Annotated in this window: 22 protein-coding genes; 10 read left to right on the top strand and 12 right to left on the bottom strand. The window is 56.5% G+C overall.

The window, feature by feature from the left end; all coding sequences use genetic code 11:
* Position 1: 1 nt before the first annotated feature.
* Both CWM54_RS11745 and CWM54_RS11740 read left to right on the top strand, forming a co-directional pair.
* Complete coding sequence (locus tag CWM54_RS11745) at positions 2-1129, top strand: ABC transporter ATP-binding protein (RefSeq protein WP_022064919.1); 1128 nt, start codon at positions 2-4, stop codon at positions 1127-1129.
* A gap of 16 nt (positions 1130-1145) precedes the next feature.
* Positions 1146-2432 (top strand): ABC transporter substrate-binding protein, encoded by a 1287-nt coding sequence (locus CWM54_RS11740; RefSeq protein ID WP_061153405.1) that lies wholly within the window; start codon positions 1146-1148, stop codon positions 2430-2432.
* Positions 2433-2491: 59 nt separating this feature from the next.
* Here the strand turns inward: CWM54_RS11740 and CWM54_RS11735 are convergent, their stop codons facing one another.
* The 4 genes from CWM54_RS11735 to CWM54_RS28595 all read right to left on the bottom strand — a co-directional run bounded on the left by CWM54_RS11735 (position 2492) and on the right by CWM54_RS28595 (position 6798).
* Positions 2492-3835, bottom strand: coding sequence for a carbohydrate porin (locus CWM54_RS11735; protein ID WP_100697161.1), 1344 nt, complete (start codon positions 3833-3835; stop codon positions 2492-2494).
* A gap of 121 nt (positions 3836-3956) precedes the next feature.
* The gene (locus tag CWM54_RS11730; RefSeq protein WP_100680875.1) at positions 3957-5390 is read right to left on the bottom strand and encodes a glycoside hydrolase family 32 protein; all 1434 of its coding nucleotides are present in this window, start codon (positions 5388-5390) and stop codon (positions 3957-3959) included.
* A gap of 19 nt (positions 5391-5409) precedes the next feature.
* Entirely contained in the window at positions 5410-6651 is a 1242-nt protein-coding gene (locus CWM54_RS11725; RefSeq protein ID WP_100680739.1) for an MFS transporter, read from the bottom strand.
* A gap of 12 nt (positions 6652-6663) precedes the next feature.
* The gene (locus CWM54_RS28595) at positions 6664-6798 is read right to left on the bottom strand and encodes a hypothetical protein (protein WP_046621754.1); all 135 of its coding nucleotides are present in this window, start codon (positions 6796-6798) and stop codon (positions 6664-6666) included.
* Between the two features lie 94 nt (positions 6799-6892).
* Here CWM54_RS28595 and CWM54_RS11720 point away from each other — a divergent pair, with 94 nt between their 5' ends.
* Positions 6893-7888 carry a LacI family DNA-binding transcriptional regulator gene (locus tag CWM54_RS11720; RefSeq protein WP_100680738.1) on the top strand — a complete coding sequence of 332 codons (996 nt, stop codon included), beginning with the start codon at positions 6893-6895 and terminating at the stop codon, positions 7886-7888.
* Here CWM54_RS11720 and araE read toward each other — a convergent pair.
* Positions 7885-9306 (bottom strand): arabinose-proton symporter AraE, encoded by a 1422-nt coding sequence (gene araE / locus CWM54_RS11715; RefSeq protein WP_061153401.1) that lies wholly within the window; start codon positions 9304-9306, stop codon positions 7885-7887. The two genes, CWM54_RS11720 and araE, sit on opposite strands and share 4 nt — an antisense overlap.
* 298 nt (positions 9307-9604) lie before the next feature.
* A complete protein-coding gene (gene kduD / locus CWM54_RS11710) occupies positions 9605-10366 on the bottom strand; it encodes a 2-dehydro-3-deoxy-D-gluconate 5-dehydrogenase KduD (RefSeq protein ID WP_057213035.1) in 762 nt (253 codons plus the stop codon).
* Positions 10367-10852: 486 nt separating this feature from the next.
* On the opposite strand from kduD, the gene CWM54_RS11705 reads away from it, so the two are divergent.
* On the top strand, positions 10853-12028 hold the full coding sequence (locus CWM54_RS11705; RefSeq protein ID WP_012967272.1) for an oligogalacturonate lyase family protein: 1176 nt from the start codon (positions 10853-10855) through the stop codon (positions 12026-12028).
* 133 nt (positions 12029-12161) lie between these two features.
* On the opposite strand, the gene ompK26 is transcribed toward CWM54_RS11705, so the two are convergent.
* The 3 genes from ompK26 to CWM54_RS11690 all read right to left on the bottom strand — a co-directional run bounded on the left by ompK26 (position 12162) and on the right by CWM54_RS11690 (position 15281).
* Positions 12162-12857: a KdgM family porin OmpK26 gene (gene ompK26, locus CWM54_RS11700; protein WP_012967271.1), complete on the bottom strand. Its 696-nt coding sequence runs from the start codon at positions 12855-12857 to the stop codon at positions 12162-12164.
* A 257-nt stretch (positions 12858-13114) separates the two neighbouring features.
* Entirely contained in the window at positions 13115-14293 is a 1179-nt protein-coding gene (locus CWM54_RS11695; RefSeq protein WP_100680737.1) for an acetyl-CoA C-acetyltransferase, read from the bottom strand.
* Positions 14294-14411: 118 nt separating this feature from the next.
* Positions 14412-15281 (bottom strand): LysR family transcriptional regulator, encoded by an 870-nt coding sequence (locus CWM54_RS11690; protein WP_100680736.1) that lies wholly within the window; start codon positions 15279-15281, stop codon positions 14412-14414.
* A 102-nt stretch (positions 15282-15383) separates the two neighbouring features.
* On the opposite strand from CWM54_RS11690, the gene CWM54_RS11685 reads away from it, so the two are divergent.
* From CWM54_RS11685 to mkrJ, 6 genes are all read left to right on the top strand, one after another.
* Complete coding sequence (locus CWM54_RS11685; RefSeq protein ID WP_061153397.1) at positions 15384-15845, top strand: multidrug/biocide efflux PACE transporter; 462 nt, start codon at positions 15384-15386, stop codon at positions 15843-15845.
* Positions 15846-15969: 124 nt separating this feature from the next.
* Positions 15970-17199, top strand: a complete 1230-nt coding sequence (locus CWM54_RS11680; RefSeq protein WP_061153396.1) for an amino acid permease — start codon at positions 15970-15972, stop codon at positions 17197-17199.
* 119 nt (positions 17200-17318) lie between these two features.
* On the top strand, positions 17319-18197 hold the full coding sequence (locus tag CWM54_RS11675) for an aldo/keto reductase family oxidoreductase (protein WP_100697159.1): 879 nt from the start codon (positions 17319-17321) through the stop codon (positions 18195-18197).
* Positions 18198-18578: 381 nt separating this feature from the next.
* Positions 18579-19283, top strand: a complete 705-nt coding sequence (gene mrkH / locus CWM54_RS11670) for a transcriptional activator MrkH (RefSeq protein WP_061153394.1) — start codon at positions 18579-18581, stop codon at positions 19281-19283.
* A gap of 17 nt (positions 19284-19300) precedes the next feature.
* Positions 19301-19873, top strand: coding sequence for a LuxR C-terminal-related transcriptional regulator (locus CWM54_RS11665; RefSeq protein WP_100680734.1), 573 nt, complete (start codon positions 19301-19303; stop codon positions 19871-19873).
* Positions 19874-20016: 143 nt separating this feature from the next.
* Complete coding sequence (gene mkrJ / locus CWM54_RS11660; protein WP_074387641.1) at positions 20017-20733, top strand: phosphodiesterase MrkJ; 717 nt, start codon at positions 20017-20019, stop codon at positions 20731-20733.
* Between the two features lie 34 nt (positions 20734-20767).
* On the opposite strand, the gene mrkF is transcribed toward mkrJ, so the two are convergent.
* From mrkF to mrkC, 3 genes are read right to left on the bottom strand one after another with little or no spacing between them, the layout of a single operon-like run.
* Complete coding sequence (gene mrkF, locus CWM54_RS11655) at positions 20768-21403, bottom strand: type 3 fimbria minor subunit MrkF (protein WP_100697157.1); 636 nt, start codon at positions 21401-21403, stop codon at positions 20768-20770.
* Positions 21404-21416: 13 nt separating this feature from the next.
* Entirely contained in the window at positions 21417-22412 is a 996-nt protein-coding gene (mrkD, locus tag CWM54_RS11650) for a type 3 fimbria adhesin subunit MrkD (protein ID WP_061153390.1), read from the bottom strand.
* Complete coding sequence (gene mrkC / locus CWM54_RS11645) at positions 22403-24889, bottom strand: type 3 fimbria usher protein MrkC (RefSeq protein WP_100697155.1); 2487 nt, start codon at positions 24887-24889, stop codon at positions 22403-22405. The genes mrkD and mrkC overlap by 10 nt, the downstream gene beginning before the upstream one ends.
* Between the last annotated feature and the right edge of the window lie 10 nt (positions 24890-24899).

Genomic DNA, 24899 nt, shown 5'->3' with positions numbered 1-24899 from the left:
CATGGCTGAAGTCATTTTCAACAAACTGGAAAAAGTCTACTCCAACGGTTTCAAAGCGGTGCATGGTATCGACCTGAAGATTGCCGATGGCGAATTTATGGTGATCGTCGGCCCCTCCGGCTGCGCCAAATCGACCACCCTGCGCATGCTGGCGGGTCTGGAAACCATCAGCGGCGGCGAGGTGCGGATTGGGGACAAAATCGTCAACAACCTGGCGCCAAAATCACGTGGCATCGCGATGGTATTCCAGAACTACGCTCTCTATCCGCATATGACGGTGCGCGAAAACCTCGCCTTCGGCCTGAAGCTGAGCAAGCTGCCGAAGGCGCAAATCGACAGACAGGTGGAAGAAGCGGCGAAAATTCTCGAACTGGAAGAGCTGCTGGATCGCCTGCCGCGCCAGCTCTCCGGCGGCCAGGCGCAGCGCGTGGCGGTGGGGCGGGCGATCGTCAAAAAACCGGACGTTTTCCTGTTCGACGAACCGCTCTCCAACCTTGACGCCAAACTGCGCGCCTCGATGCGGATCCGCATTTCCGATCTGCATAAGCAGTTGAAAAAATCCGGCAAACCGGCGACCACCGTCTACGTCACCCACGATCAGACGGAAGCGATGACCATGGGCGACCGCATCTGCGTGATGAAGCTCGGCCACATTATGCAGGTTGATACGCCAGACAATCTCTACCACCAGCCGAAAAATATGTTTGTCGCCGGGTTCATCGGCGCGCCGGAGATGAATATTCGCCCCAGCCAGCTGGTTGAGCACGACGGTCGCCTGCATCTGACGCTGGGCGATCAGCGACTGCCGCTCAACGACCTGCTGCAAAGCAAAGTTGAGACCCATAAGAATCAGCAGGTTTTCTTTGGCGTGCGCCCGGAGTTTGTCTCTCTCTCCGATGAACCCTTTGCCGAGGGTTCCTGCACGGGTGAAATGGTACGTGTGGAAAACATGGGACATGAATTCTTTGTTTATCTGAAGGTTGCTGATTATGAGCTGACCGCCCGCGTGCCGTCCGATGAAGCGAAACCCATGATCGAGAAGGGCCTTCATCGCAAAGTGTATTTCAAATTTGATCTCAATAAGTGTCACATCTTTGACGCGAAAACCGAACAGAACCTCTCTCTGTGAACACTGGAGTATTAAAATGAAAAACGTGCTTTTAAGCGCCGTCATCTCCGCCACTCTGGGCCTTACCGCATTACCGTCAATGGCGAAGGATGTCGACCTTCGTATGTCCTGGTGGGGGGGCAACGGCCGCCATCAGGTCACCCTCAAGGCGCTGGAGGAATTCCACAAACAACATCCAGATATCAACGTCAAAGCAGAATACACCGGCTGGGACGGCCATCTTTCGCGCCTGACCACCCAGATTGCCGGCGGCACTGAGCCTGACGTGATGCAGACCAACTGGAACTGGTTGCCGATCTTTTCGAAAAATGGCGATGGCTTTTACGATCTCAATACCCTGAAAGACGAGATCGACCTCAGCCAGTTCGATGCCAAAGAGCTGCAGTCCACCACGGTCAACGGCAAGCTTAACGGTATTCCCATTTCCGTCACCGCCCGCGTCTTCTACTTTAACGACGAAGCGTGGAAAAAGGCGGGCATCGCCTTCCCGAAAACCTGGGATGAACTCATGGCGGCGGGCAAAACCTTCGAAAGCAAGCTCGGGAAACAGTACTACCCGGTCGTGCTCGAACACCAGGACGTGCTGGCGCTGCTCAACTCTTATATGGTGCAAAAATACAATCAGCCGGCCATCGATGAGAAGGGGCGCAAATTCTCCTACAGCAAAGCGCAGTGGGCAGATTTCTTCGGCATGTATAAGAAGCTTATCGACAGCCATGTGATGCCGGACACCCGCTACTATGCCTCATTTGGCAAGAGCAACATGTACGAGATGAAGCCGTGGATCCAGGGTGAATGGGGCGGCACCTACATGTGGAACTCCACCATCAACAAATATTCCGATAACCTGAAGCCGCCGGCGAAGCTGGTGCTGGGGGAATACCCGATGCTGCCGGGCGCCACTGATGCCGGACTGTTCTTCAAGCCTGCGCAAATGTTGTCGATTGGCAAATCGACGAAAAACCCGCAGGCGGCGGCGAAAGTGATTAACTTTCTGCTGAACAGTAAAGAAGGGGTGGATATTCTCGGACTGGAGCGCGGGGTGCCGCTGAGTAAAGCGGCGGTCAACTACCTGACCGAGGACGGGATCATCAAAGCCGACGATCCGGCGGTGTCTGGCCTGAAACTGGCGCAATCCCTGCCGACTACCCTGCCGGTCTCCCCGTACTTCGACGACCCGCAGATCGTCGCCCAGTTCGGCACCACCCTGCAGTACATCGACTACGGTAAAAAGTCGGTGGAAGAAGCGGCAGAGGACTTCCAGCGCCAGACCGACCGCATTCTGCGCCGCGCAATGCGCTAACTTGCCCGTCTGAACTCTCCCGCGGCGTCCGCTGCGGGAGAGCCTGCCTGAGTATCCTGTCAGAAGAAATATTTAAAGCGTACCCGAGCGCCGTAGCGTTCATCGGGATTCCCGCTCTTCGCTGCCGTGGAATCGAGCCACGAGGCATAGGCGCCAAGGTAAATATTGAAGTTCGGCATCGCCATCATATTCGGCAACTGCCAGGAAGTGTGCAGGGTATGGATGTCATAGCGCCCCGGCGCCAGGATAGCGCAGTCGCCATCGCATTCGCTGGTCACCCCGGCCATATTGAACTGGTCGATTTTATTGTGCGCATAGATATAGCCCAGCTCCACGCGATGCCACAGGGCGTTAATTCCGGCGCTGAAGTCGGTTTCGTCCGCCGCGTCCAGCAGGGCGGTACTCAGGTTGACCACCGCCCCATCCTGCGGATCGCTTTTCAGGGTGTTCCAGCTCATGGTCAGCCCGTAGCCGGTGCGGTTTGACTGGTCGACCCAGCGTCCGCTCTGGTTCTGATAGCCGTAAGCATTGTTGACGAGGTTGCTCTCTACGGCCGCGGCCGCCGACCAGGCACCGGACTGCCACACCGCCACCGGCCGCACGTACACCACATTTTTGCGGTTTTCCAGCGCGTTACCGTGATAGTTCTGATCGACAAACAGCGAACTGCCGTCCTCCACCAGGGTGTTAACCTCGAAATACCAGTTATCCACCGTTTTGCTGAACAGGAGGTTGCCGCCGCTGCTGCTGCGCCCGCGCCCCTCTTTCATCATGTAAATATAGCCATAGCCGTCGGAATAGAGATCGTTGGCGGTATTGCCTGAATATTGAATAAAGGTGTCCTGATTCAGCGGGAACATATCCCAGGCTTCGAAGCGGCCTATTTTAATTTTCCAGTCATCCTGCTGGCCAAAGAAAAATACCGCATCATCAAGATTCATTTTTCCGTTAATATCCGCCAGGGGCTGTACGCTGAATCCGGCATATTGCCCATCAGCGCCATTACGCCTGCCGTCAATCCCCAGCAGAATACGACCATTAATATCCCAGCGCTCTTTATCGCCGGGCGCCCAGCTTTTATTCGCGCTGGTTTTGACCGACGTCAGACTGCCGGTGCGGCTGGCGCCATCGAGGTTAAATTCGACGTCGCCATAAAATTTTAATTCGCCATTGTCGTTTAGCTGCAGGCGCGGCGTAGCCGGCGCCGTGCGGGCAACCGTCGTGGCCTGCTGCTGGCCTTTCAGCGTCTTAATTTCCGCCTCTGCGCTGGCGGCGCGCGCCTCCGTTGCCTTTAGCCGCTGCTCCATTTGCGCCAGTCGATCCTCCAGCGATAACGGCGCCTGCGCCATAACGGATGGCAGATACAGAGACGTGAGAAAACACCCGACCCAGATTTTATTCATCGGTAAACCCTTTTATTATGGAATGAACTGAATTTGTTATTAATGGGTAACGCACGACGATGCAGGCAATAATAACCCGCCCATCGTCAAAGACGGGTTATTAACGACAACAGCCTTATTATTATTCGAGCTGCCAGGCGCCGGCTTCAGTTAATGCAGCTGAGCCGCTCCAGGCAAATAACGCTAATTCACGGCAAGGGACCTGCGGATAGATACGGCTGCTCAGGCAGGCTTCGCCATCATTGACGAAAACCTCGACCGAAGAGCTATCGAAAAATATCCGCAGGTTGAGATCCGCCCCGGCGATCAACGGCACGCTGCGCGTCCCGCACAGGCCAAACTGCGGATAATGCCGCTCCAGCACCAGACGCTGCTGTTGGGCATCCACGTAGATGCGCAGGCCATCGCCAAAGCGCAGACCATACTGCTCAGCGCTGCTGCGGGCGCAGTCCCAGCGCAGGTGCACCTCCATCGCCTCGCAGTTGTCGACCATCGTCGTCTGCTGGTTGTTCAGGGTGCTGACCGGCCACGGGAACCAGGCGCCACGCAGGCTCTCCACTTCTTTCGCCGGGCGCATCTGCAGACGGTTATCCGCGCTCAGGCTCAACTCGCGCGGCAGGGAGAGCATGCCCGCCCAGCCGTCCTGCTGCTCCGGCAGCGGCGATTCCCACATATCCAGCCAGCCAATCACGATCCGCCGGCCATCGGGGGTGGCGAAGCTTTGCGGGGCATAGAAATCGTGGCCGTGGTCCATCTCCCTGAATTCGCCGTGGCGAATAAAACGCTGCCCCGGCTGCCACTCGCCGATCAGATAGCCGCTCTGGAACAGATTGCGGTTGCGGAACCCTTCGGCCTGCATCCCCTGTGGGGAAAACATCAGGACACGCTTGCCGTTGAGGGTGAAGAAGTCCGGGCACTCCCACATGTAGCCCATGGTGCTTTCCGCTTCATCCAGCACGCCCGCATCCTGCCACTGGCGCAGATCGGTTGAACGGTACAGCCGCACCTGGCCGGTATCGCCTTCACGCGCGCCGACAATCATGTACCAGCTATCCCCTTCCCGCCAGACCTTCGGGTCGCGGAAGTGGTGCATGCCTGGAGGGGTGTCGACCACCATCCCCTGGCGCTCAAAGTGGATCCCGTCGCGGCTGGTGGCCAGACACTGCACCTGATACAGATTGGCTTCGTCGCCAGGATCGCCGTGGAACTTATGCCCGGTGTAAATCAGCGCCAGGGTATCGCCATCAACCACCGCCGAACCGGAGAAGCAGCCGTCTTTATCTTCCGGCCCTTCCGGCGCCAGCGCCACCGGCAGGTGCTCCCAGTGCACCAGATCCTTACTGCGCGCGTGCCCCCAGTGCATCGGCCCCCACTGGGTGGAATACGGGTGATGCTGATAAAAGGCATGGTACCAGCCGTCGAACCACACCAGACCGTTTGGGTCGTTAATCCATCCGGCGCGGGCCGCCAGGTGATAGTGTGGATACCAGCGCAGATTAAGCGCCTGGCGTTGTTTCTGCAGTACCTGTTCAGCCCGGGAGATTGTGTAAGTCATCATTTTCACTCTTTTTGATTCAGATAGCGGTAGGTTGCGACACCAGCGGATCGGCCGAGGATTTACCGGAGCGCAACAAGAAGATGGAGATAAAGGTGGTGCAGAACACCAGCAGGCCCATGATCAGATAGGACTGGGCGAAGCCATATTTTTCATAGCTGTAGCCCGCCAGCGGCGACAAGATGCTGGCAATGATCGAGCTGGTGCAGGCGAAACCCACCAGATAGAGGGTGGAGGAGAGGCGTTTATCGAAGTTGATGCTGTTGTACTTAAAGATAGCCACCAGCAGTATCGGCAGCTCCACCGCGTGCAGCAGTTTGGTAATGGAGATCAGCAGCGGCCCCTCCACCAGGCCGGAAGCCACCATGCGCATCGCCATCACCATGCCGGCAAAAATCAGGCCGTTCTTGGCGCCGATGCGGTTCACCAGCCACGGCGCGCAGAACATGCCGGCCGCCTCGAGGAACACCTGGAAGGAGTTGAGATAACCATACATCTCATTGCCTTCCTGCAGGGTCGCGAACTGCGATGAGAAATAGACCGGGAACTGCTGGTCATAGACGCCGTAGATGCAGGTGCCGATGACGAAAAAGACCAGCGCCCAGAACCGCGGCAGCGTCAGCAGGCGCAGCGCATCTTCCAGCGTCACCTTACCGCCCGATACCGCCTCCTGCATCGCATGCGGCGCCGAGGAGACCCGCAGCCGCGCCAGCAGGATAAAGAACACCAGCCCTGAGCAACTGGCGACGAGGAAATTAAGCTGCGGATTGATATTAAACAGCAGGCCGGCGAAGAAGGTGGCCACCGCCCAGCCGAGCGAGCCCCACATCCGTGCCCTGCCGAATTCAAACTGGCTCTGACGCGCCACGCGCTCGGTGTAGGATTCCAGCACGCCAATGCCGCCGTTAAAGGTCAGGCCGATGTAGATCCCGCCGAAGATGCTGCCCAACAGGACGTTAATCTTCAGCAGGTGGCCGAACAGCAGATACGCCGGACCGGAGAGGATCAGCAGCGCGGTGATATACCAGAGCAGATGTTTGCGCAGCCCCAGTTTGTCCTGAATGAAGCCATAGCAAACTTGCGCAAACAGCGCGGAAACCGACAGTACGGCATAGATAATACCGGTATCGCCAGCCTTTAACCCAACCTCCTGGTGAAGCCAGATAGAGAGCAAGGAGCCGGATGACGACCAGGTCACGAAAAAGAAAAACAGTAAGGCACTGAGCAACGGGTAGCTGTGTGAGTGATGCGCTTTCATCATGACATTCTCGTGTTAGAGGAATGCAATTATGGTAACGTTAACAAAAAACAAAACGCAGGGGGATTCGCTGCGATACATGATGTTAATCACAAAAGTTAACGTTAACATAATGAAGATGCGATCGCGATCAAATATTAACCGCGGCAGCGTTCAGGACGACGATAGCAGAAAATCGTTTCACTCTTTTACATCAGCGACTTAGTTGTATAGCCTGTACTCTGCAGCCACGGCGGAGGAAAAAATGGCGTCCCTGAAAGATGTAGCAAAACTGGCGAATGTATCTCTGATGACCGTCTCGCGGGCGCTGAACACCCCGGAGCGGTTAAAGCCGGAGACCCTGGCCCGCGTGCAGGCCGCTATCGCCGAGACCAACTACGTCCCCGACCTGTCGGCGAAGAAGATCCGTGGGGCGCGCGCCACCCCCAGCACCATCGGCGTGCTGGCGCTGGATACCGTCACCACGCCCTTTTCGGTGGAAATCACCCTCTCGATCGAAGAGACCGCCCGCGCCCATGGCTGGAACAGCTTTGTGGTCAACATGTTTTCGGACGATAGCCCGGAAGCGGTGGTCGACCTGCTCCTCTCCCACCGCCCGGACGGCATCATCTTCACCACCATGGGCCTGCGCCAGGTGCCGCTGCCGGACAAACTGCTGACCCTGCCCTGCGTGCTGGCCAACTGCGAAAGCCTCAGCCAGCCGGTGGCCAGCTATATCCCGGACGATGAACAGGGCCAGTACGACGCGGTAAAAGCCCTGCTTGCCGCTGGCTATCGTCGTCCGCTGTGCCTGCACTTACCCGCCAGCCAGCTGGCGACGATCCGCCGCCGCCAGGGGCTGGAGTGCGCCTGCCGGGAGGCGGGTATCGAACCGGACCATCTGATCCATTCGTATATGGGCCAGGGCGATGAGCATTACCACGATATCCCGGCGGTGGTGCTGGCGCATATCCGCGAGGGTAAACCTGGCTTTGACTCGGTGATCTGCGGCAACGATCGCATCGCGTTTATGGTCTATCAGACGCTGCTGGGCCAGGGGTTACGCATTCCCCAGGACGTGGCGGTGGTGGGATACGACAATATGGTGGGCATTGGCGATCTGTTTCTGCCGCCGCTCTCCACGGTGCAACTGCCGCACTACGACATCGGGCGCCTGAGCGCCCTGCATATCATTCATGGCGACAACCATCGGGAGACGCGCAAAGTCGCCAGCCCGTGGTTGCCGCGCGCCTCACATTAACGGTTACCGATGTTGCGCAGCTTCTCACCCGCCATCAGGTTGCGCTCAATGTGCTCGAGGGTGACATTCTTGGTTTCCGGGATCAGCCAGAAGGTGACGCCGATAAAGGCCACGTTGAGCACCGTGTAGAGCCAGAAGGTACCGGCGGCGCCAATCGCGTCAAGCAGCGTCAGGAAGGTGGCGCCGATGATCATGTTCGACACCCAGTTGGTGGTGGTCGAGCAGGTGATACCGAAGTCGCGGCATTTCAGCGGCTGGATCTCGGAGCAGAGGATCCACACCACCGGCGCCGCGCTCATCGCATACCCGGCAATACACATCATGGTCATGCCGACGGAAAGCCAGGAGAGGCCGCTGGAGGCTGTGCCATTGTCGAACTGCATCAGGCAGTAGCCCAGCACCAGGGTGCCCAGCGCCATCACGCTAAAGCCGATTTTCAGCGCCGGCTTGCGGCCCGCTTTATCCACCGTGAACACCGCGATAAAGGTGGCAAACATAAAGGTCAGGCCCACCACCAGGGTGGCGATCATCTGCTGTTCGGTAGTGGTAAAGCCCGCCATTTTAAAGATACGCGGCGCGTAGTACATGATGATGTTCATGCCGGTGAACTGCTGCATCGCCTGTAGCAGCATGCCAAGGAACACCGCCCGGCGCACGTTACGATTGATCTTAAACAATGCCCAGCCGCCCTGCTTCAGCTTCAGGCTCTCGCGGATCTCGTTAAGTTCATCGCGCGCCTTTTCCGAGGTATCGCGCAGCATCCGCAGCACCTCTTCCGCTTCGATATGGCGCCCCTTCTCCGCCAGCCAGCGCGGGCTGTTCGGCAAAAAGACCACCAGAATAATCAGGATCACCGCCGGCAGCGCCAGCACGCCTAACATGGCGCGCCAGTTACCGCTGTAGCTAAAGGCGGTATCGGAAAGAAACGCCAGCACAATGCCGAGGGTCACCATCAGCTGATACATACTGATCATTTTCCCGCGCACGTTCTCACTGGCCATCTCGGAGAGATACAACGGCGCGGTATAAGAAGCGATCCCGACGGCCACCCCCAACACCACGCGGGCCATCAGCAGCACCTCCACGCTGGCGGCAAAAGCGGAGCCGATAGAGCCGGCAACAAAGAGCACAGCCCCCGCCATCAGGCTGTATTTACGGCCAAGGCGGAACGACAGCCAGCCATTAAACAGCGCACCGATCGCCGCCCCCAACATCATACTGCTGACCACCCACTCCTGAAGCTGGCTGGATAAGGTGAAATGGTCGGTAATAAAGGGTAGCGCCCCGGATATCACGCCGATATCCAGGCCAAAGAGCAACCCCGCCACCGCCGCAGCGATAGAAACAAACCAGTTCATCCGCCGGGTGTCACGTTGCGTCCGCGGCGTTAATGCAGAGTCGTTACTGATTGAAGTCATTTTTATTCCTGCCACACAGAGAAAGACATAGGACGAAAGTACGTGACTGGCGGAGGAGTTTGTCAGGCTGGATAAGCCAAAGATATGGACTATTTTGCTGGCAGGAGAGGTTTTGTGATGGACATTAAACTTTCGAAGTAACAAAAAATGCCTTTGTCATAGTGAATAACCCTGTTCATACAGGGCAGTAACATTAATCAGGCGATATGGAATATGGACGATTATCACTTCTTGATATGGACAATAATTGCTCACTCGGCCGGTGCGATACTCACCGCCCCGGCCGTCGCGGAGGCGTTTAGCGCGCCAGCCAGCCGCCGTCCACCGCCACCGTGTAGCCATTGATGTAATCGGAAGCTGGGGAGGCAAGGAATACCACCGGCCCCATCAGATCGGCCGGCAGGCCCCAGCGCCCGGCGGGAATGCGGTCGAGAATTTCGCTGCTACGCTGCTCGTCGGCGCGCAGCTGCTGGGTGTTATTGGTCGCCATATACCCCGGGGCGATGGCGTTGACGTTGATATTGTGTTTGGCCCATTCGTTCGCCAGCAGGCGGGTCACGCCCATCACCGCGCTTTTGGACGCCGTATACGATGGCACGCGGATCCCGCCCTGGAATGACAGCATGGAGGCGATGTTAATGATTTTCCCGCCGTTGCCCTGGGCGATAAAGTGCTTCGCCGCCGCCTGGGACATGAAAAATACGCTCTTGATGTTCAGGTTCATGACGTCGTCCCAGTCCTTTTCGCTGAACGCCAGCGCGTCCTCACGGCGGATCAGCCCGGCGTTATTGACGAGAATATCAATATGGCCGAACTCGGCCACCGCACGCTCCAGCAGCTGGGGGATACCGTCGATCTGGCGCAGGTCGGCGGTCAGGCTGAGAAAGCGGCGTCCCAGCGCCGTCACCCGCTCGATGGTTTCCACTGGCTCAACGATATTGATACCAACAATATCGCAACCCGCTTCCGCCAGCCCGAGGGCCATCCCCTGACCTAAACCGGTATCGCATCCGCTCACGACGGCCACTTTTCCCTGCAGGGAGAATGCATCAAGAATCATAATGTGTTCCTTAATCGTTCAGAGCCTGCTGCATGCAGGCAAGGTTCTCTCGGCCCGGCCAACGCCGATGGCGGAGCTGAGCGTGGGGCGAACTCTCGGGCATAGCCCACCATAATGAAAATAAAACAGAGTTCCGTTTTGCTGATGGGAGCCATCTTAGCCTCGCCCCTTGTCATTTTCAATGATAATTAAAACGATGTTTCATTTTTTATGATGTCGATTGCAAAAAAAGAAAAAGCGAAGGCACCTGGCGGCACGCGCCGGGCCGGAAGCGATTTTAAAAGGATGATGATTCAATCGGTTGTCTGAAGAGACGGCAGAAGACAGGCCAACAGGCCGCTGAAAATGCGGGAATTACGCTGAACTGCGTGAAGCATCACAAATAATGAAACAATGTTTTGATAAATTAACACTCATCTTTTAAAACACATCACTCAGCGACACGCCTCTGGTCCAGCGGCATCGCAGGAAAGAAAGGAGCACTACATGGCTAAAGGCATGCGGGTCAAACTGAATTATCAGGTCAGCCACGATCCGGATACCGGAGCGGAAGTTACCCGCTTAACCCCTCCGGAGGTCACCTGTCATCGCAACTACTTCTATCAGAAGTGTTTTTTTAACGATGGCAGCCATTTACTGTTCGCCGGCGAGTTTGACGGCCACTGGAACTACTATCTGCTGAATATCGCCAGCGCCGAGGCCATCCAGCTGACGGAAGGCGCCGGGGATAACACCTTCGGCGGCTTCCTCTCCCCGGACGATAAGTCGCTTTATTACGTGAAAAATGACCGCACCCTGCTGGAGGTGAACCTGACCACCCTCGCCGAGCGCGAAGTTTATCGCGTCAGTGATGACTGGGTCGGCTACGGCACCTGGGTGGCAAACAGCGATTGCAGCAAACTGGTGGGCATTGAGATTGCGAAAAGTGACTGGACGCCGCTCAACGACTGGCAGATTTTCCATGACTTCTTCCACAAAGGACCGCACTGCCGCCTGCTGCGCGTCGACCTGCACAGCGGAGAGAGCCAGGTGATCCATGAGGAAAAAATCTGGCTGGGACACCCAATCTATCGTCCCTTCGACGACCACACCGTCGCCTTCTGCCATGAAGGGCCGCACGATCTGGTGGACGCCCGCATGTGGCTGGTCAATGAAGATGGCAGCCACGTCCGCAAAGTGAAAACGCATGCCCCGGGCGAAAGCTGCACCCATGAATTCTGGGTACCGGACGGTTCGGCGCTGATCTACGTCTCCTATCTGAAAGGTCAGCAGGGGCGGACTATCTATCGCTTTGATCCCGAAAGCGGCGTCAACGAGGCCCTGATGACGATGCCGGCCTGCTCGCATCTGATGAGCAATTTCGACGGCACGCTGCTGGTGGGCGATGGCTCAGGGACCCCGGTGGATGTCAAAGATACCGGCGGCTACTCCATTGATAACGATCCTTATCTGTATGTCTTTAACGTGGCGCAAAAACGCTACTTCCGCGTCGCGCGTCATGATACCTCGTGGGCGACGGTGGCCAACAGCCGTCAGGTGACTCACCCACACCCCTCGTTTACCCCGGACGACAGCGCCATTCTGTTCAGCTCCGATAAAGACGGTAAACCGGCCATCTATATCGCGAAATTACCCGAGCATCCGCCAATGCTCAGCGCCTGATCCACGCCACACGTCTTTCTGTCACTGGCCTTGCCCTCCTTCGCGGAGGGCTTTTTTGTCCCTTCTCTTTCACCCATAAAAAACCCCGGCTGACGGCGCCGGGGAAAACAAACGATGAGGGCTGAATGGTCTGTCAGAATGAGTAGGCGACCCCAACGCGGAAGCGGGTCTGACGATCGCTGCGGTCGTTCACCCCGACGTTGCCAATTTCACCATACGGTGACCAGTTGTTATCCAGCTTATAAGCCACCTTCACGTTATATTCCTGCGAGTAGGGTTTGTTGTCGTTACGGCTGACCCCCTCGGAACTGCGGGCATAGACATAGTTCAGCTCTGTACGCCAGTCGCCGAGCGCAAACCCGGCCCACGCGTCGCCGCGGTTAACTTTGTCATCATCTTTGCCGGCGTTGTTCGGATAGCGGGTGTATTCATAGCGATAGCGAGCGGCGACATAGAAGCCGTTGTCGAAGCTGTATTGCACGTGGAGGTGCGGCTTGTAGATGGAGCGGCTGTCGTTGCTCTCAATGGTAAATCCGGGGGTGAGGAAAAAGTTCGACGTTGCTTTCCAGCGCCAGCTGATGGTGTCTTCATGACCATTACCCACCACGTCTGAATAGGGCTGCGAACCGTTGTCGCCACCCGAACGCCATTTGGCCTCGACGGTAAAGCCTAACCCGTTGGCAAAACGGTGGGAAACGGAGACGCGGTCGGCATTACTTTTATCGCTCTTGCCGCCATCAATAAATTCATGACGTAAATCTATCGTTACCGCAGTCGCCGCAAAAGACATACCACAGAGGGCGGCCAGAACCAGAGATCGTTTTAACATAGGGTACCCCTTATAATAAATAAAATGTCATTTCGTTTTTATGAAACGTTATTTTATTTTTTAAGCAACTTAGTTTTAGTGACCAGGATCGTAGTTATTTGTTTCAAAAAATGTGGCACAACAAGACGTGACGGAGCTCAATAAATTCGCTGAGGGGAAAGTGAAATACAGGAGAAAAAGCAGGGTTCGGCAAAGCGCGGCGCATAAAAAAGCCTCCCGCAGGAGGCCATGGTCAGTGAGGTGTGACTGTCGTCGCGTCAGGCGCGCTCTACCGCCAGCGCCACGCCCTGACCGCCGCCGATGCACAGCGTCGCCAGCCCTTTACGGGCATCACGCTTGATCATTTCATGCACCAGCGACACCAGAATCCGGCAGCCGGAGGCGCCGATGGGGTGGCCGAGGGCGATAGCGCCGCCGTTGACATTGACCCGCCGTTCATCCCACTCCAGTACCCGGCCAACCGAGATCGCCTGAGCGGCAAAGGCCTCATTGGCTTCGATCAGATCGACGTCGTCCAGCCGCCAGCCGGCCCGCTCCAGACAGCGACGGGTGGCGTGCACCGGGGCAATACCCATCAGCGCCGGATCGACCCCGACGCTGGCGAAGGCGCGGATCCGCGCGAGGATCGGCAGCCCCAGTTCAAGGGCTTTGGCTTCACTCATCATCATGACCGCCGCCGCGCCGTCGTTGATGCTGGAGGCGTTGCCGGCGGTCACTGACCCGAGGCGGTCGAAGGTAGGCTGCAGGCTGGCCAGCCCTTCCGCGCTGGCATCCACCCGCGGCTGTTCATCGGTATCCACAGCGCGCGCGGCGCCGTTATGCTCGGTGATAACCGGGACAATCTCGTCGCGAAAGCGGCCGGAATCAATCGCCTTGCGTGCCTTGTGCTGTGAGCTGAGCGCCCAGGCATCCTGCAGTTCGCGGCTGATGCCGTATTCCCGGGCGAGGTTTTCCGCCGTGACGCCCATATGATAATCGTTGAAGGCATCCCACAGGCCGTCATGCACCAGGCTGTCAATCAGCTGGCTATTGCCCAACTGGGCGCCGGTGCGGCTGTCGGTGAGCACATGCGGGGCGCGGCTCATGTTCTCCTGGCCGCCGGCGATCACCACATCCGCTTCCCCACACTGGATCGCCTGGGTGGCGAGGTGCAAAGCCTTCAGGCCGGAACCGCAGACGTCGTTGATGGTAATGGCCGATACGGTGTTAGGCAGCCCGCCGCGAATTGCGGACTGCCGCGCGGGGTTTTGCCCGGTACCGGCGGTCAGCACCTGGCCGAGGATCACCTCATCCACACTCTGCGGATCGATCCCTGTCTGCTCAACCAACGCTTTCAACACCACGCTCCCCAGCTCGACGGCTGAATGGCGCGATAAGGCGCCCTGAAAGCAGCCAATCGGCGTTCGCAGCGCCCCGACGATCACGACATCCTTCATCCTCTACCCCTGCCCGTGCTTTTGCGCAAAGAAACAGCGATATACTAGATAATTGTTATCAAAAAACTTTGTAATTGTTTAAAAAAAGTGAAGCCAATCACAAAGAAACCGCTTTTTATTAACGTTCACGCCGCTGCAGATGCTCGCGCAACCAGCTGCCAGCTGCCCCCGGCGGCGTTTTCTTATTCCACAGCAGATCGACCGAAATCGCCCGCGGCCAGCCGGGAATATCAAGCGCCACCAGCCCGCCCTGTGGGGCAAACTCCGCCACCAGCGCACAGGGCAGAATGCACCAGCCAAATCCCTGTACTGCCATGCTGAGCAGCAGCAGGTAGTTTGGCGCCGACCAGACCTGACCTGCGGCAGGTTCGGTGGCGCTGGCCAGAAAGGTGCTCAACCGCAGCTCACGCCAGCTGCGCAGCTCATCCCAGACGACCTTGCCCTGCGCCGCCAGCGGATGGTCAGGCGCCACGTAAATGCCCATCGCCGTCTGCAGCGGCAGGCGGGTACTGCCGATGTCGGTCGGGTAGCGATCTCTGGCCTCAATCAGCCCCACCTGGGCGCGGGCTTTTTGCAGGAGATCGATCACATCCTCGTCTTCGCCAATCAAACACTCAAACTCGGTGTGGGGGAAGCGGCGGTCAAACTGCACCAGCAGATCTTCCAGCACGTCCGGGTGCAGGGTGTCCGAGAGCACGAAGGTCAGCCGCGGTTCCGTTTCACCGGAGAGCGACACCGCCAGCTCATCCAACCGCTCGCTGGCGGCGAGGATCGCTTTGACATAGCTCAGCACCTGCTCCCCCTGTGGCGTCAGCGTCGGCTGCCGCGTTGCCCTGTCAAAGAGGGTCACGCCGAGATCGGCCTCCAGGTTGGCGATAGCGGTACTGATCGTCGACTGGCTTTTACGCAGGCGACGGGCGGCGGCGGAAAACGATCCGCTGTCGACCGCCTCCACAAAGGCGGTTAACGCTTCCGGGGAATAACGCATAATCTATCTACTTTATCGATGGTTTCTATCTTTTGTTTATCATATTTTTCCATAAAATGCCGGGTAATTTCCTGTTCAGGCTATAACTGGAGGTCGCTCGCCATGCAACAGATCCCTCATCAGCGCAAGACGCTCACGGAACGCGTTATCCACGCCATCACCTTCGAAGGACTGGCGACGCTGATCCTCGCCCCTACCGCCGCCTGGCTGATGCAGCGCTCGGTCGTCGAGATGGGCGGGCTGAGCATTCTGCTCGCCACCCTGGCGATGGTATGGAATATCATCTACAACGCGGCGTTCGATCGCCTGTGGCCGGTCTCCCGCTTTCCCCGCCAGTTGAAAGTACGTGCGCTGCACGCGCTGGGCTTTGAGACCGGATTCGTCATCATTGGCGTCACCATGGTGGCCATCGTGCTGGGCGTATCGCTGCTGCAGGCGTTTATGCTGGAGATCGGCTTCATGCTCTTCTTCCTGCCCTACACCATGGCGTTTAACTGGGTATGGGACACCCTACGCGAGCGCGTTATCCGCCGCCGCCGCCCACGCCAGCCAGCGCGCGGGTAGTGCCCCGGGCGGATCCTCCTCGATCCGCCGCGACTTTATCACCAAAAACTATCGCAACAGACGAACCATAAATATGGTAAATTGCACTCCTTTTTTTTGGTTTACCGGTTGATAAAGTCGCATAATGTCTAAAATTTGGTCTAAAGAAGAAACTCTATGGAGTTTTGCCTTATATGGCACTGCAGTAGGCGCTGGGACGCTATTTCTACCGATCCAGCTGGGTTCGGCTGGCGCCATTGTCCTTTTCATCACCGCGCTGGTCGCCTGGCCGCTCACCTACTGGCCTCACAAAGCGCTGAGCCAGTTTATTCTCTCGGCCAATATCGCGCCGGGAACCGGGATCACCGGCGCAGTCAATCACTACTATGGTAAGAAAATTGGCAACCTGATCACCGGCCTCTATTTCCTCGCCTTCTTCGTCGTGGTGCTCATCTATGCCGTGGCCATCACCAACTCGCTGGCCGAGCAGGTGGCACACCGTACGCCGGTTACCCCCGCGCTGCGCGCGCTGCTGAGCCTGGGCGTCGTGCTGGTCCTCAACCTGATCTTTCTCATGGGACGGCAGGTCACCATCAGGGTGATGGGCTTTCTGGTCTTCCCGCTTATCGCCTGCTTCCTGTTTCTCTCCCTCTATTTAATCCGCGACTGGCATCCCGAGCACCTCACCAGCCAGATGCAGTTCAGCACCCACACGCTCCACCAGATCTGGATCTCCATTCCCGTGATGGTTTTCGCTTTTAGCCATACGCCGATCATTTCTACTTTTGCTATCGACCAGCAGGAGAAACATGGCGACCTGGCCATGGGTAAATGCAAAAAAATCATGAAGGTGGCCTACACCATCATCTGCGCCAGCGTGCTGTTTTTCGTCTTCAGCTGTCTGCTGGCGATCCCGGCGACCTATATTGAAAGCGCCCGCGATCAGGGGGTGACCATCCTCTCCGCCCTGTCGATGGTGCCAGGCGCGCCCGGCTGGCTGGCGGTGACCGGCATCATCGTCGCCGTGGTCGCCATGTCGAAATCCTTCCTTGGCACCTACTTCGGGGTGATTGAAGGCGCCAGCGAAATCGTCAAAAGTTCGCTGGCGCTGGTCGGCGTGCGCAAGAGCCGCGCCTTCAACCGGGCGATGTCGATCCTGCTGGTCTCCGCCTTCACCTTTGCGGTGTGCTTTATCAACCCGAATGCCATTTCGATGATCTACGCCATCAGCGGGCCGCTTATCGCCATGATCCTGTTTATCATGCCCACGCTGTCCACCTGGCTTATTCCGGCGCTTAAACCGTACCGCTCGGTGGGTAACGCCATTACGCTGGTGGTCGGCCTGCTCTGCGTTTCAGTGATGTTCTTCGGCTAATCGCCTCTGGCGGCAGCGGCTTACCTGAGCCGCTGCCGCACATTCTGACAACATTCTCGCCCTTCCCTTTCCCCTGAGCGGATTACACTTACGGCTTAGCCACCGTAAGGAGAGTTCGTATGTCCAGTGTCACCTTATCCGGTCGCGGCACGCTCGGCGATCGCCAGGTTTATCGGTTGGGTTATGGCGCGATGCAGCTGGCCGGCACCGGCGTCTTCGGCCCGCCGAAAGATCCCGAGGAGGCGGTGCGCGTCCTGCAGGCTGCCGTCGAGGCCGGGGTAAACCATATCGATACCTCTGATTTTTACGGTCCGCATGTGACCAATCAGCTGATCCGCAAAGCGCTCCATCCCTATCCTGACGACCTGTGTATTGTCACCAAGGTTAGCGCCCGCCGCGACGAGAAGGGCAACTGGCTGCCAGCCATGTCGCCTGCCGAGCTGACCCAGGCCGTCGAGGATAATTTGCGTAACCTGGGGCTCGACGTGCTGGAGGTGGTGAACCTGCGCAGTATGCTCAGCCCTCACGGCCCGGTGGAAGGCTCGCTGGAGGCGCCGCTCACTACCCTGCTGGAGCTCAAAGCGCGGGGATTGATCCGCCATATCGGCCTCAGCAACGTGACGGCAAAACAGGTCGCGGATGCGCAGAAAATGACGCCCATCGTCTGCGTGCAAAACCTCTATAACATTGCCCATCGCGCCGACGACGCGCTGGTCGATGCGCTGGCCGCGCAGCACATCGCGTGGGTGCCCTTCTTCCCGCTGGGCGGTTTTACGCCGCTGCAGGCGCAGGAGCTGAACGAGGTCGCAGCCTCGCTTGAGGCGACGCCGATGCAGGTCGCCCTGGCCTGGCTGCTTCAGCGTTCACCGAATATTCTGCTGATCCCCGGCACGTCATCCCGCACGCATCTGGCGGAAAATATTGCCGCCGCGCAGCTGGTCCTGCCGGCAGACGCCCTGCGCATCCTCGATAATATAGCCACCAGCGCACGCCCCTGACCCGTGGGGAGAAAGGGGGGAACGACATCTATCCTTAATATTTGCCTGGAAAAACCTCAACACTGCTGGCACTATAGATCTTACAAATGGGGTGTGATCGACGATCGTTTTCTCATTATCCCCGTTAATCAAACTTATGTTTTTATCCTTCGACCGGTCTCCAGCATGGAGGCCGTTGTCGTTTTTGTCATGACCAAAATTTGAAACTCTTGATTACAGGAAACACAATATCGAATTCCAAGTTTATACATATCAATCTGGCTGCAAAGATAGTCAATAACATCAAACGCTCATAAAAACATCTGATTAACCCAATCAGAATGTTGCTATTGCTATAAGAAAAATCAAACGCCTCACGACAACTATTTACAAGGGAAGCACATGACAGAGGGAACGATAAAGACCAGTAAGTATGAAATTATTGCTATTTTCAGAGAGGAGTTGCGCAAACGTACTGAAATTGAAATATTTTTTAACAACACTAGTATCGTAACCCAACTGACACGTGTGGATTTTGCCGAGTTCCATATTCAGACCCATCGCAAAATCCCGCCGGGGCATAAAATTCGCTTTCTCCTGCATAGCGATTCAGGGAAAATTGAGTTTAATGCACCCCTGACAAAACATGACAATAGCGGTGTGGATAAAGGTATCCGCTACGCCTTTTCTTTGCCTGAATGTCTGCAGGTCGTACAGCGCCGCCGCGATCCCCGCTTTCGTTTACGCCACGAACATGACTTTTATTGCCGCGGTCGCCATAAAAATGGCGAAAACTATCTTTTCGACATCAAAGACATTTCAGATGGCGGTTGCGCATTGATCACCAGGACGCCGAATCTGAAATTTCTCAACCATAACGCCTTGCTGAAAAATGCTGTGCTGATGCTTGCGGAATATGGTGAGATCACCATCGACCTGGTGGTAAAGAATGTCATTGTTATCACCCTTGATGACGCCAATGAAGAGAGTGAAAGCTACTACCAGATATCCTGTCAGTTTAAGTTCCGCCATCTCGACGACCAGCGCAGAATAGAGAAGATACTGCTGGACCTGATCTTAGAAGCCAAGCGCAAAAAGAGAATCTGATACCCTTGGACAGTATATTGCTGTACTCCAATGATAATCTCATTGGTCACTCAATCTATCACTACCTTATTGATAGCCATGAAAATACCACGCGTCTGGGTTATGGCGATGTTATCCATGGGAAACATCTACCTCTGGCCCAGACGGTTATTTTCAATTTAATTAATAAGGATATTTCTGCCATCAGAATCGTCGACCTGCTGAACGCGCTCCGCCTTTCCCTGCAGCGCTGCCAGCAGCCGGTGCTGGTAGTAAAAAGCGACATTGCCGGGCTGTGCAGAGAGTTGATAACTGTTGATAATGCTATGATTATTAGCGAAAAATGTCCGTTATCTATTTTTTCTTCTATCGTCAAACGCGCAGAGGGTGCCAGCGAGCTGCCACCGCGAAGGTTGCGCAAACAGCTTTCGCCGCGGGAGTGCCAGATCCTCGAACTGCTGATTGCCAACAATAATAACAAGCGCATTGCCGCCCTGCTCGGCATTGCCCATAAAACGGTTCACAGCCATCGTATCCATATCATGCAAAAGCTGGGCATTGATAATTCCCGCGCGATGAACCAGCGTATTGCCGCACTCCATCAATGTTAAATTATGCTCCAGTAAATCAATAGCGGATAAAGCGTACTTATTCGCTGTTGATTTACATTTCCTGCCATTCCCATTAATCATCAGGTAGCCTATAATTAGTGTATCCTCTGCCTATTGTCTGACTAACCTCGTGATGAGGGATAATGAACACTAAAATAACCGAAGACAACATTTTATCTCGTAATGATATCGCTGTACGCTACGTCTTTCAGAAAATGTTTTCCCCACAAGGTACCTTAGTCGCGGTCGAATGCCTGAGCCGCTTCGATAATCTTCCCGTCTCTCCTGAATACTTTTTTCGTCATGCTACCGCGGCGGTTCGTGAGCGTATTTTTCTCGAGCAACTGGCATTGATTGAAAAACATAAAGAATGGTTTTTACGCAACAACATTTCCGCCACGATTAACGTCGATGACCATATCCTGAATCTGCTGCGCCAGAAGGAAATAAAAGATAAAATTACCGCACTCACCTGCGTCCATTTTGAAGTGACCGAAAACGCTGAGAATCTTCTCAATAATTCCCTGGCTGCCTGGCAAAGCCCGCAAGATACCTCGCTGTGGCTCGATGACTTCGGCTCAGGCTATGCGGGGATTAACGCCATCAGAGGTTATCATTTTGACTATGTCAAAATTGATAAAGATTTTTTCTGGCATCTGATGCGCAAAGAGTCCGGCCGCCAGTTGATGGATGCGCTGGTGACCTTTTTATCCCGCAATCATCACAATGTGATTATTGAAGGTGTGGAAAGCGAAGCCCATAAAAAATGGCTGCAGGGAATGGAGTGGTTTGCCATTCAAGGGCATTACTGGCAGGAAGTCAGTATTGAACAACTGGTCGCTGACGATATTCGCAGATAAAAAAGCCGGGGATTTCCCGGCTTTTTTACATTGCTTAGTTATAAACTAATTCCCACGTTGCCCAGCTGGTAATCGGTCCGCTAGTGGCGCTTTTTGGCGTTGGGGAAACGTAGCCTACGTAATAGGTAAACAAGCCACTGCTGACCGCGCTTTCCTGCAAATGCACCTGATTTTGCTGCGGGTCCGTCGGGACAATTTTATTACTTTTATCCAGCGTATTATTATCATTGGTCGACAGTGCCAGATAAATATTCTGCGCCCCATCTGGCAAGGTATTGGCCAGATAGCCCGCATTCTCATTCCCAACCGCCGTCAGTAAAAAACCGTCGATCCAGCGAACGCTGACACGTCGCACTTCGTCCTGCGAGGCGGCCCCGCCATCATGGCGCAACTGGCAGTTTGACAGCGCCAGGGTAAAAGACTGCGGCTTCATAAACGCCCCGGCCCCGCGATCGTGTACTTCCGCCAGACTGACTGGCGCCAGCCAGACGTTGCCATTGCCGGCATGCTGACCGCCATTCAGCGCGACGCTGCAGGAGATATCCGTCACCCGCCCGGCAAATTCGACCCGTCCGCGGTCATAATTAGTCTCGAAACCCCACGCCGAGGGGGCGGCGAGGCTGCCGCAGAATAGCAGCCACGCGATAGTGTGTTTCGGCAATCCCTTCATTCCCCCTCCCGTATTAATCGTACGTCAGGTTAAAGATCATATGCGACTCCACCTCGCCGGTGCTGGTCGTCGGCCCATACTGATAAAAGCGCGCGTGCAGCGGTATGGTGATGTAGCGAGTCTCCTGATTGTTCAAGCGACCAACGGTGTATTTCTTATTAAACTGCAGCGGCGATCCATCCTTCAGCACCTGAATACCGACGCCTTTCGCCATGCCGCTGCCGGCCTTTTCATTGAGCAACGCGCCCATGGTCGCCGTCGTGCTGGTAGCCAGCGTTCCGGAGAACGACGTGCTGATATTGGCATACCCGGTTTCACTCAGGCCGCCGCTGCACTGCAGGTCGATATTGAAATCTTTCCCGCCCGCGGTAGTGCCCACCCCTTTCAGGTCACTGCGTCTGATGGAACCGACATCGACATTCATATTCTTCCCGCTCATCACCGTACAGGAGGGCGAGACCACGGTGATGGCGTTGGCGCTCAGATAGGTTTCGAGGATTGGGTTACCGCCGCTCTCCCAGTCATAGGAGGTGTATTTCCCTGTTGCCAGGGTGCCGCTGCCGGTGGTCGCTGCAGTTTTAATAATCTCCAGCGTAAAGCGCGACCCCTCCAGCGAATAGTTGGTGGTACCTGATACCCGCGACGAAAAGACGTCGGGATAGACGATATTGACCGTCGCGCCGCCGCGGCTGAAACGCATGCCGATACCCGGCACGTTGGTGGAATAGATTTTATTCCCGAGATCAGTGGCCCCTGGCGCAACAATCTTCGCCGCGAAGCGGTTGGTGCCGGAGGTACAGCGATAGCTCGCGCCGCCGGGGGCGCTCATCGTCCAGTCGCGGGTGAGGATCACCGATCCCACCGGCAGATCCGGGGGGACCACCACCCTGCCCACCACCATGTCCAGCATCACCGTCGGCGAAGTGAGGCGCGTACAGACGGCCCAGGACGAGGTGGTTCCCAGCGCCATTAAGACGATAAAAAGCGTTAGTAATTTCCTCAGCGACATACGCTATCCTTTGTTGTTTGCTGTCCCAGATCCACCGAACACTGCCCACCGCTCCACTTCACAATCGCGCGTTTGGCATTCGCATCGCTGATAAACATCATGCTGCCCTGGCCGACAACGCCGATCTCCTTACCGTCAGGGGAGAAAATACTCGCCGCAAACGGCAGCGGCTCATGGTTCGCCTGGCGCACCTGCAGCGTGAGGTTGTTCTGCACCGTGGTGCCGAACGCCACCTTAACCACGCTGCCTTCCCACGGCACAACCTGCGCCACGGTGCGATCGAAGGCGACATCGTCAAGGCTGCCTTTCGGGTCGATCTCGACGGCGTTAATCCGGTACGGGCGCAGATACGGCAGGATGGCGTAACCATTGCTGTCCACGCGGGTGCCCGGCGACCCCGGGAGCATGGCGCCGGCAGCGTCTTTGGCTTCAATCAGCGCCATCGTCGAGCCGCTTTCCGGCGAGAGCACCACGCCGCCGCTATGGGCGATCATCGTCCCGCTGGCGCCCAGGCCGCTCTGGCGATAGCCTTCACCCTGGCTGTAGCTGCCGTTGAGCGTGGTCCATGGCGTACGGTAGCTGCCGTTGAGCGCCACGTCGTGCTGGCCGCCGGTGGCCGTGGTGGTCGACACGCCGTAGTTAAGGTTGTTTTCACTGTCCAGCGAACCGTTGATACCAATCTGCGAGCTGGCAAAGCGCGAGTTGTTGAACGAGGTGTTCGACGTCAGGTTGGCTGTGCGGTTATCGCCAAACCACAGCGGGTAGCTGAAGTTGAGTGAAATACGATCGTCGCGGCGATGACCGGAGCTGTCTGGCGTGTAAACGCGCTGCGCGCTCGCCGACCATGAGAGACGACCAAATGAGTTGTTGTAGCTGACCTGATACTGCTTCTCGGTCCCGGAGCGGTTCCAGTAGTCGGAGACGCGACCGCTCAGATAAAACCCGCCCCAGCCGTCCGGCAGGTTCTGGTTCACGGTGAAGGTCATGCCGTTTTTCTGCCGCCACAGGGTGTAGTTGCTGCGGCTGTTTTTTTCCTGATCGACGGCATACAGCGCGTCGTTGAGGTTGTAATAGCCTTTCGTCGAGTAGCGATATGCCGCCAGCACGATGCTGGTCTGGGTATCGGTAAACATGCGGTTAAAGGTGGCGCGATAGCTCTGCCCCGAATCATCATGGGTATCACTCTTCAGCCGCGAATGGGTCACGTCAAAGGAGAGCGCGCCGATGCCGGTGTTCATCCCGGTCCCCACCAGGAAGGCCTGATAGTCGTCGAAACCGGTGACCCCGGTGTAGCCGGTCAGCAGGTTGTTGATACCGTGCTGCCAGGTGGCCTGATAGAGCATCGGCTTGTTACGCAGAGAACTGTCGTCCACTTTACCGGCGGAAAGGGCGTAGCGGGTCATTCCCGGGCGCAACAGCTGGGCGACGGAAGCGTAAGGCACGCTAAACACTTCCACCGAACCATCCGCCTCTTTCACCGAGACCTCAAGGTCGCTGCCATAGCCGGAAGGATAGACATCCTGCAGGGTAAACGGCCCGGGCGGAACGGTGGTCTGATAGATAATGTTGCTGCCCTGGCGCACGGTGACGAGGGCGTTGCTCTGCGCCACGCCGCGAATTTCCGGGGCATACGAGCGCATGCCGTCCGGGAACATATTATCATCAGTAGAAAGGTTGACCCCACGCAGACCGATGGTGTCGAAAAATTCACCATTGGTAAAAATCTGCCCGCCGCTGACGATGGAGTTGAGCTGCGGGATGGGACGCTGGAGATAGGTCTGGTTGCTGTTCCAGTGCGCTTTGCCCTGCTGCTGCTGCCAGTTCAGGTTACCGATGTGCTTCAGCAGCCAGCCGTCCCACGACAGACCGGCGTTGACGCCAAGATAGGCGCTGCTGTTATCCGAGCTGCCGACCGAAGAGGTGTGACTGTTCCAGGCGTTGGCCATCCAGCCCAGATTGAGCGCAGTAATGCCTTTGTCCCAGAACTCCGGGCTGACATAGTTTTTCAGACGTTGATCTTCATAGATCTGCGGCACCGAAATGTTCAACCGCAGGGAGGACTGGACCAGGTTGTCTTTGACGTTTTCTTCGTTACGCCAGGATTTGAGGCTACCGCAATAGCCTTCCTTTTCGCTCAGCTGTGGGTTCAGCTTTTCCGCAGCGATACCGTACTGCGTCAGCATTGCTTTGGTGTAGCAAACGCCAAGGTTACCGTCTTTGTCGCGCGCGATGCGCAGATCGTAGCGCCCTTTCCACTCGTCGTTGGTGTAGACGTCAAGGGAATAAGTGCCTTCGGTAATCGCGCTGGTCGAAAAGCGTGACAGGTTGACCTTTTCGCGACTGCCGACAATAAAGCCGTCGTTAAATTGATATACCGTTCCCGGGTTTTCCTGTCCGCTGGAAAATGGCGGAAAGCAGCACAGCGCGAGGGCGATCGCGGTGCTTAATCTTCCCGGGCAGAATGACCTCTGCTTCATTAGCTTTTCC

Source organism: Klebsiella sp. D-Nf1 (genome assembly GCF_002810515.1).
GTDB classification, from domain to species: Bacteria; Pseudomonadota; Gammaproteobacteria; order Enterobacterales; family Enterobacteriaceae; genus Klebsiella; species Klebsiella variicola.
Note: the sequence above shows the minus strand (reverse complement) of the source record. Positions and strands in the feature narration are given on the sequence as shown.

Excerpts from the sequence above, each read along its gene's own strand:
- CWM54_RS11745 (WP_022064919.1), top strand. The coding sequence starts at position 2 with ATGGCTGAAGTCATTTTCAACAAACTGGAAAAAGTCTACTCCAACGGT.
- CWM54_RS11740 (WP_061153405.1), top strand. The coding sequence starts at position 1,146 with ATGAAAAACGTGCTTTTAAGCGCCGTCATCTCCGCCACTCTGGGCCTT.
- CWM54_RS11735 (WP_100697161.1), bottom strand. The coding sequence starts at position 3,835 with ATGAATAAAATCTGGGTCGGGTGTTTTCTCACGTCTCTGTATCTGCCA.
- CWM54_RS11730 (WP_100680875.1), bottom strand. The coding sequence starts at position 5,390 with ATGACTTACACAATCTCCCGGGCTGAACAGGTACTGCAGAAACAACGC.
- CWM54_RS11725 (WP_100680739.1), bottom strand. The coding sequence starts at position 6,651 with ATGATGAAAGCGCATCACTCACACAGCTACCCGTTGCTCAGTGCCTTA.
- CWM54_RS11720 (WP_100680738.1), top strand. The coding sequence starts at position 6,893 with ATGGCGTCCCTGAAAGATGTAGCAAAACTGGCGAATGTATCTCTGATG.
- araE (WP_061153401.1), bottom strand. The coding sequence starts at position 9,306 with ATGACTTCAATCAGTAACGACTCTGCATTAACGCCGCGGACGCAACGT.
- kduD (WP_057213035.1), bottom strand. The coding sequence starts at position 10,366 with ATGATTCTTGATGCATTCTCCCTGCAGGGAAAAGTGGCCGTCGTGAGC.
- CWM54_RS11705 (WP_012967272.1), top strand. The coding sequence starts at position 10,853 with ATGGCTAAAGGCATGCGGGTCAAACTGAATTATCAGGTCAGCCACGAT.
- ompK26 (WP_012967271.1), bottom strand. The coding sequence starts at position 12,857 with ATGTTAAAACGATCTCTGGTTCTGGCCGCCCTCTGTGGTATGTCTTTT.
- CWM54_RS11695 (WP_100680737.1), bottom strand. The coding sequence starts at position 14,293 with ATGAAGGATGTCGTGATCGTCGGGGCGCTGCGAACGCCGATTGGCTGC.
- CWM54_RS11690 (WP_100680736.1), bottom strand. The coding sequence starts at position 15,281 with ATGCGTTATTCCCCGGAAGCGTTAACCGCCTTTGTGGAGGCGGTCGAC.
- CWM54_RS11685 (WP_061153397.1), top strand. The coding sequence starts at position 15,384 with ATGCAACAGATCCCTCATCAGCGCAAGACGCTCACGGAACGCGTTATC.
- CWM54_RS11680 (WP_061153396.1), top strand. The coding sequence starts at position 15,970 with ATGTCTAAAATTTGGTCTAAAGAAGAAACTCTATGGAGTTTTGCCTTA.
- CWM54_RS11675 (WP_100697159.1), top strand. The coding sequence starts at position 17,319 with ATGTCCAGTGTCACCTTATCCGGTCGCGGCACGCTCGGCGATCGCCAG.
- mrkH (WP_061153394.1), top strand. The coding sequence starts at position 18,579 with ATGACAGAGGGAACGATAAAGACCAGTAAGTATGAAATTATTGCTATT.
- mkrJ (WP_074387641.1), top strand. The coding sequence starts at position 20,017 with ATGAACACTAAAATAACCGAAGACAACATTTTATCTCGTAATGATATC.
- mrkF (WP_100697157.1), bottom strand. The coding sequence starts at position 21,403 with ATGAAGGGATTGCCGAAACACACTATCGCGTGGCTGCTATTCTGCGGC.
- mrkD (WP_061153390.1), bottom strand. The coding sequence starts at position 22,412 with ATGTCGCTGAGGAAATTACTAACGCTTTTTATCGTCTTAATGGCGCTG.
- mrkC (WP_100697155.1), bottom strand. The coding sequence starts at position 24,889 with ATGAAGCAGAGGTCATTCTGCCCGGGAAGATTAAGCACCGCGATCGCC.